Below are 6,834 nucleotides of genomic sequence, written 5' to 3'. Positions count from 1 at the left end.
CGACTGCGCGCGCCACCTGGGGGGATGTCTGCTCGCTCGCGCGCCGGATCTCTTTGTTCGATGAAAGCGGGGCCTGTATGAAACCTGACTTGGGAGTTTTTTGGGGTCTTGGTGCCCCTCTTTTATCCCGTCCTCATCGCGTAACTCTTGATACACTGGGAAATTGTCCCATGGCAACGATTTTTTATAAGCTCCGGCACATGATATTGTTTTGAAGCACCTGAAAAAACAACATTCTGTGCCAAATCTCGTCAGCTTGATACTTCATGTTGTATTTCAATGAACCTGTATCACAAAATGTGTGAGATTTGAAATCTTCAGCATTATCCCACGATTTCCCAGAAATTCTGGCATCTCTGATCGAAACCACCGGTTTTTCCCATAATCGACACGGCAAACGGCCAAATCCCGGCAGCAATTTCTTGCCTTACGCCCGGTGTGATTCGCAGAATCCAGCGCATTTCACCGGAAAATCTTGATCTGTCCCATCCATTCCCGTGAACACGCGCGGAAACGGCCTTGAAACGACAGAACCCCGCCACCGGGGCGGGGTTCTGCGGGGGTTTGATCGTATATGAGGGCGACTTTGCCCTTTGCGGTCAGTTCACGAGGCGGCGCAGCATCGGCAGGCGCGAGAGCACCAGCGCATCAAGCGCCAGCACCGTGATCAGCGTCAGCCCCGCCATCGGAAAGGCCAGCGACACCGCGATGCCCACCAGCACCGCGCCTTGCCACATCGGCATGTCGCGCGGCAGCGGCGGCGCGGCCAGCCGCCCGCCCGCGCCGACGGGGCGACGCTTCCACCACATCACGACCGAGCTGACACAGAGGAAAATCACCGAAAGGCAAAAGACCGTATTGGCCAACACGCTCCAGAGCCCCATCGTGCCCATATGCAGCGCGATGCCCACCGCCATCGCCTTGCCCGCCAGCGAATAATCCTCGTACCGCACATCGGCCAGGATATTGCCCGTGTATTGATCCACATGCACCGTGCGATCCGATGTTGGATCGGTGTCGTCCGTGTTCATGGAATCGCGGTTGATCGTCCAGACGCCGGTCTCGCCCTTGGGAAGGTTGAGCTGATAGCGCGCGTCAAATCCGATGTCGCGCGCGAGTGCATCGAGCGTGTCGATCGTCACCGCCGTTCCGCCAGCCGCATCGACGCCCGCATGCCCCGCATGGCTGCCCGAGGCAGGCATGGGCGTAAGTTCGAGCGCCCAGGGCACCTCTTTGCGGTCATGGTTCATGCTGGCGTGGATATCGTCCGAGAGGGGCACGTTATCCCATTTCTCGGCGGGAAACTGGCTCCAGGCCTGAACCATCTTTTCCCCCCATATCCCGGCCCAGGCAAGGCCCGAGACCAGAAAGAACGCAAGCACGATGGAAATCCAGAAGCCCAGCACGCCATGCAGCGACCGCCAGAGCGCGCGGCCCCGGCCAAGCGTCGGAATGAGCGCCGCCCGCCATCCCGCTTCGCGCGGCCACCACATGTAAAGGCCGGTGGCAATCAGCACCATGCCCAGAGAGGCCGCGATTTCCAGCATGCGGTCGCCGGTGACACCCAGCATCAGATCGCTGTGCAGATTGTCGGCAAAATCATACCAGCCAGAGCGGCGCGGGAAAATCTCGAGCACTTCGGCCGTGTAGGGATCGACGACGACCATATTGGCATCGCCCTCCAGATCGACGCGGAAGATGGCCGCCAGATCATCACGGCGCGGGGCCACATATTGCTTGAGCGTGCCACCGGGAATGGCGGCAACTGCGGCCTCTGCCTGTTGCGATACGGCAAGCGCCATCTCTTGCGGCACCACCGGCGTGCGTTCGCCGTCGCGCCCATCCACCCAGGAAATCCACAACATCATCATGCCGGTGACAGCAAGGATGCAGAAGAAGGGGATGACAAACAGGCCAGCGTAGAAATGCCAGCGCCAGGCGGCAAAGTAGAATTTGTTGACCCCGGTGCGCACCTGCGCAGGGGCATAGGTTGGATCAATCGACGTCATGGACGACTCCATCAGGATGACCCCCGATGCGGGGGGGAATTTTCAAAAGCAGTTGGTTCTGAAAATCAGGCCTGAGGTGGGGCGCGAACCTGAGCCAGCCGATGCGCGACGATCTGTGTCCGGGTTTCGGGCGCGCCGGGGGCAAGCGGGGCTATACGCGGCGCGTGCCAGGGCTGAGCGGTCTCGGGCATCGCCAGCACGACAAGGCTGTCGACCAAGCGGCACGCCTCACAACCGGTGGCGCCCCGGTGGTCCGACGAGCCCGGCTTGGTGTCATGGGCCGCGTGATCCTCGCAGAGGTCCTGCGCCGTGCCGCCCGCCGCGACAAAGGCGAGATAGGTCGGATCAAGCGCGCGGGCATTGAGATCACGATGCGCAAACCCGACTGCGGCCAATGCCAGGCTGAGGGCAACGACCACAATCAGTTTTGAAAAAAGGCTCAATGAAACACGCATGACGCGAGGCAGCCTGCCACAGATCAGAGAGTCGCACCAGCCTCTATCGGCACCGGACAGAGCACCGGCTGAGGCCCGATGTCTCGCCGCATCTGGGCGGCAGGCAGGCTGACATCGGGCGACAGGCTGAGAATGACCTCGCCCAGCATGTCAAAGCCAGCCGCGCGACAGAAAGGCACCGCGTTGAGCGGGCAAAGACAGTGCAGATGCTGCACCCCGGCCCGTTCCACCATCTCAAGAAGATGCGCCATGAGCGCGTGGCCAATGCCTTGCCTCTGCCCTGCTGGTGTGACGGCCAGATGCCTCAGGTGCGCCTGCCCCGGCGGGCAGCTGCGGCCAAAGGGGCTGATGTCGCTCCAGCCCGCGATGCCCAGCACCTCGTCGCCCTGCTCGGCCAGCACATAGCGCCCCCCAAAGAGCAGCGAGGGCACCGGGCGCGTCAAGAGCGGCACTGCGGCGCGCATCAGCGTTTCGGAATAAGCGCTGCGCATCTGGCCGGCATAGGCTGCATGCAAAAGATCGGAAATCGCCGCATGATCGGCGGGAAAGACGGGGCGGATCAGAAACTCGGACATCGGCAAACCCTTTTGGGTAAAATCGCCGGCCACCGGAGCGCCCCAAAGGAAAAAGCCGCGCTCGGGTTGGCGCGGCTTTGGCTGTCTGGTCTGGAAGGGGGATCTTACTTGATCTTGCCTTCCTTGTACTCGACATGCTTGCGCACCACGGGATCGTACTTTCGTACGGTCATCTTTTCGGTCATGGTGCGGGCGTTCTTTTTGGTCACGTAGAAATGGCCCGTGCCCGCGGTCGAGTTCAGACGGATCTTGATGGTCGTCGGCTTTGCCATTTTTTGTCTCCTGCGCCGGGCGATCGAACCGCCCGTGAATCTCTTATGAAGCCTGCCTTTTAGCGACGCTCGCAGCCGAGTCAACCGCGATTGTCGTTAAAACCGGCGATTTCGTCACAGCACCCTCAGTTCGAGGAAACGCGCGTGGGTTGGCGATAGAAATAATGCACGCCAATCGCGGCAGTCCGTGGAAACTGCCGAGCCCAACGGGGGTTGACGTTGCGGGTGTGGTAATGGGTGGCACCACTGGTCAGGCTGCGCGGAGCGCCATCAACCATGGCACGCGCCACCTTGCCCACTTGGCGAAAGGCATCGCCTTCGGCGATAACATCGGCATGGCCATCACAGGTATAGGTGAACTGGCACTGATACTTGCGGCCCGTGCCCTGATGGATCACGCCGCAGACGGTATCGGGGTAATTGGGATCATCAACGCGGTTCAGGATCACTTCGGCCACTGCGAACTGTCCTTTGACGCTTTCGCCGCGCGCCTCGAAATAGAGCGCCTCTGCCAGACAGCGCCACTCGGGTCCACCTTGGGCCGGGGCTTGCTGGTCGAGCCAGGCACTTGAATAGCTGATCTCGGTCTCGGGGCTGCTGAGGTAGCGCGCCATGCGGTCGCCTGAGATCGCGCGCAACGCGCGCATTTCTTGTTCCATCAATCGGGTCACTGGCGCGTCTGCCAGAACCGGGCCTGCCAACACTGCGAGTGCCGCAGCGAGTGCAATCCGTCTCATTCTCGTCTCCAGGCGGGTGGACGTATGGTCCACGGCATGCGTGCCCCTTAGCCAAAATCGCCGCAGGCGTCCACCTGAGCCACCGGCGGGTTCCCGCCGATTGCATTTTCTGTCTCAAATTACGGCTCGACTTTGCCTGATCTTGCGCGGCAGGCTGCGTTTCCTACTGCATCTTGTCGCGCACCGTGAGCTGTGCGGCAGCGAGTCGCGCCACCGGCACGCGGAACGGCGAGCAGGAAACATAGGTAAATCCGGCATCGCGGCAAAAGGCGATTGATTCGGGATTGCCGCCATGTTCGCCACAGATCGACAGGCTGATCTCGGGATTGGCTGCACGCCCACGCTCTGCCCCGATCTTGAGCAACTCACCCACACCATCGACATCGAGCATGTGAAACGGGTCCTCGGGGTAGACGCCCTGCTTGACATAGTCCGACATGAACCGGCCCGCGTCATCGCGCGAAAGGCCATAGGTCATCTGCGTGAGGTCATTGGTGCCAAAGCTGAGAAAGGACACGAGCGGCGCAAACTCGCCCGCCCGCAGGCAGGCGCGCGGGGTCTCGACCATCACACCCAGACGATAGGTGAAATCGCGCCCGGTCTCGTTGCGCACGGCGGCGGCCACCGCATCGACCCGCGTCTTGACCAATTCCACCTCGCGCTTGGCGCTGACCAGCGGGATCATGATTTCGGGCACCACCGGCGCGCCCTCGCGGCTGGCTTCGAGCGTGGCCTCGAAAATGGCGCGGGCCTGCATGTCGTAGATTTCCGGCACGGTAATGCCAAGACGCACGCCGCGCATGCCCAGCATGGGGTTGTATTCGCTCAGCGCCTCGACCCGCCGCGTCACATCCGAGAGCGGCAGATCAAGCGCTTCGGCCAGTTGCAGATGCCCCACGCGATCCGTGGGCAGGAACTCGTGCAACGGCGGATCAAAGAGACGGATACAGACCGGCAGCCCCTGCATGATCCGAAAGAGATCGGCCAGATCGGCGCGCTGCATCGGCAAAAGACGCTCCAGCACGGCGGCGCGATCGGTGCTGCCATCGGCAAAGATCATCTCGCGCATCACCGTCAGGCGCTCGGTGTCAAAGAACATATGCTCGGTGCGGCACAGACCGATGCCACGCGCGTCGAACTTGCGCGCAACTTCCGCATCGGCAGGGGTGTCGGCATTGGCCCGCACCGCGATGTCGCGCACATCGTCGGCCCAGCTCATGAGGGTCTGAAAGGCATTGTCACGTGCCACTTCGAGAAGCGGCGTCTCACCCGCCAGCACCAGCCCGCCGGTGCCATCGATGGTGATCACATCCCCCGCCTTGACCACCCGCCCATCAGGCATGGTCAATTGCTTGCGCCGGGTCTGGAAATGGATTTCCGAGGCCCCGACCACACAAGGAAGCCCTATGCCGCGCCCGATCACCGCCGCGTGGCTGGTCATGCCGCCCCGCTCGGTCAGTACGGCCACGGCAGCGTGCATGCCGCGAATATCCTCGGGGCTGGTTTCGCGGCGCACCAGAATACAGGCCTCGCCGCGCGAATGCCCGGCCTGTGCCTCGGCGGCGGAAAAGACCACCCGGCCCGTGGCGGCACCGGGGCTGGCGGCGATGCCCCGCGCCAGCACATCGCGGGGGGCGGAGGGATCAACCTGCCGGTGCAGCAGCTCATTGAGCGCGCGTGGCTCGACCCGCATCAGCGCGTCATCGCGACTGATGATGCCATCCTCGGCCAGCCGCACCGCAATGGCCACGCCGGCGCGCCCGTTGCGGGGCACGCGCAGCCCGTCGAGAATCCAGACCTTGCCATTCTCGATGGTGAATTCGGCCTGCATTTCCTCGCGCAGGCGGGCGCGCATCAACTCGGCATAGGCGCGGATTTCGGCAAAGGCATCGGGGGCCAGTTCCTCGAGAGAGGGGCCGCGCGGATCGCGGGTGAGATAGATCGCATCCGCGCCATGGCTCAGCGCATCGCGTCCCTGACTTTGGCTGAGGTAGCGGCCGATGATCTGGCGCGCGCCGGTCTGGCCATTGACGAGTTGCATCACGCCAGAGCCACATTCCCCCTGCCCCAGCCCCAGCGCCAGTTCCTGCACCACAAGGCCCAGCCCCGCATCGGCGGGCGCGCCCTTGGCCTGACGCAAGAGCCGCGCCGTCGTGCCCTCCCAAGCGCGCGCCATAGAGCGCAGCACCTCGGTCAGTTGCTTGCCGGGGTCTTGGGGAAATTCCTCTTCTGCCTCGGATTCATAAGCCTTGAGCGCCTGGCTCAGGCCCAGCACCGGATCGGGCGAGACATCCTCGAACACGTCCGGATCAAGCCGCGCCACGTGGATGGCATAGGCCTGCACGAAGCGCAGGTAGATATGCGAGGCGGCCTCTTTGCCGATACGCTCCGACAATTCGACAAAGCGCGCATCGTTGATACCGATATTGAGCACCGCCCCCGGCCCGCCCCAATCAGGGTCCTCGGACGAGGGGCGCACACAAAGGAGTGGCGCATCGCCAAAGGGGGCGAGAAAGCGCACCATATCCGGCACTTCCCCCGCCGCGATCCGGTGTACCGCCTCAAAGGACAGCGCCACGGTGCGCGGCACCGGCAGATCGAGCCGCACCAGCCGCTGCAGACATTTCGCCCGCCCCCCGTGCGTATGGGTCTGCACCGGGGCCGTGGGGGTGATCAGGGTGATATGTCTGTCGTCTTGCTGCACTGCGGCACCTTTCCTTTGCCCGCACCATACGCGCGTTGCGGCACAAGGCAAGGGAAAGGATGACGGGCGGGATCGGTCCAGC

General features: G+C 62.9%; 6 protein-coding genes. All 6 read right to left on the bottom strand.

All coding sequences use genetic code 11. From position 1 onward, the window contains the following. Positions 1 to 599: 599 nt before the first annotated feature. Positions 600 to 2,009, bottom strand: coding sequence for a PepSY domain-containing protein (locus tag AACZ65_RS11710; protein ID WP_339671055.1), 1,410 nt, complete (start codon positions 2,007 to 2,009; stop codon positions 600 to 602). A 65-nt stretch (positions 2,010 to 2,074) separates the two neighbouring features. After that, positions 2,075 to 2,452: a hypothetical protein gene (locus AACZ65_RS11705; RefSeq protein ID WP_339671053.1), complete on the bottom strand. Its 378-nt coding sequence runs from the start codon at positions 2,450 to 2,452 to the stop codon at positions 2,075 to 2,077. 35 nt (positions 2,453 to 2,487) lie between these two features. Next, the gene (locus tag AACZ65_RS11700) at positions 2,488 to 3,039 is read right to left on the bottom strand and encodes a GNAT family N-acetyltransferase (protein ID WP_339671051.1); all 552 of its coding nucleotides are present in this window, start codon (positions 3,037 to 3,039) and stop codon (positions 2,488 to 2,490) included. A gap of 104 nt (positions 3,040 to 3,143) precedes the next feature. Next, on the bottom strand, positions 3,144 to 3,311 hold the full coding sequence (gene rpmG, locus AACZ65_RS11695; protein WP_007799108.1) for a 50S ribosomal protein L33: 168 nt from the start codon (positions 3,309 to 3,311) through the stop codon (positions 3,144 to 3,146). A 125-nt stretch (positions 3,312 to 3,436) separates the two neighbouring features. Then, entirely contained in the window at positions 3,437 to 4,048 is a 612-nt protein-coding gene (locus tag AACZ65_RS11690; protein WP_339671016.1) for a cell wall hydrolase, read from the bottom strand. Positions 4,049 to 4,211: 163 nt separating this feature from the next. Next, positions 4,212 to 6,752 carry a putative PEP-binding protein gene (locus tag AACZ65_RS11685; protein ID WP_339671014.1) on the bottom strand — a complete coding sequence of 847 codons (2,541 nt, stop codon included), beginning with the start codon at positions 6,750 to 6,752 and terminating at the stop codon, positions 4,212 to 4,214. Positions 6,753 to 6,834: the final 82 nt, after the last annotated feature.

The sequence above is a fragment of the uncultured Roseovarius sp. genome (assembly GCF_963972555.1).
In the GTDB taxonomy this organism is placed as follows: domain Bacteria; phylum Pseudomonadota; class Alphaproteobacteria; order Rhodobacterales; family Rhodobacteraceae; genus Roseovarius; species Roseovarius mucosus.
Note: the sequence above shows the minus strand (reverse complement) of the source record. Positions and strands in the feature narration are given on the sequence as shown.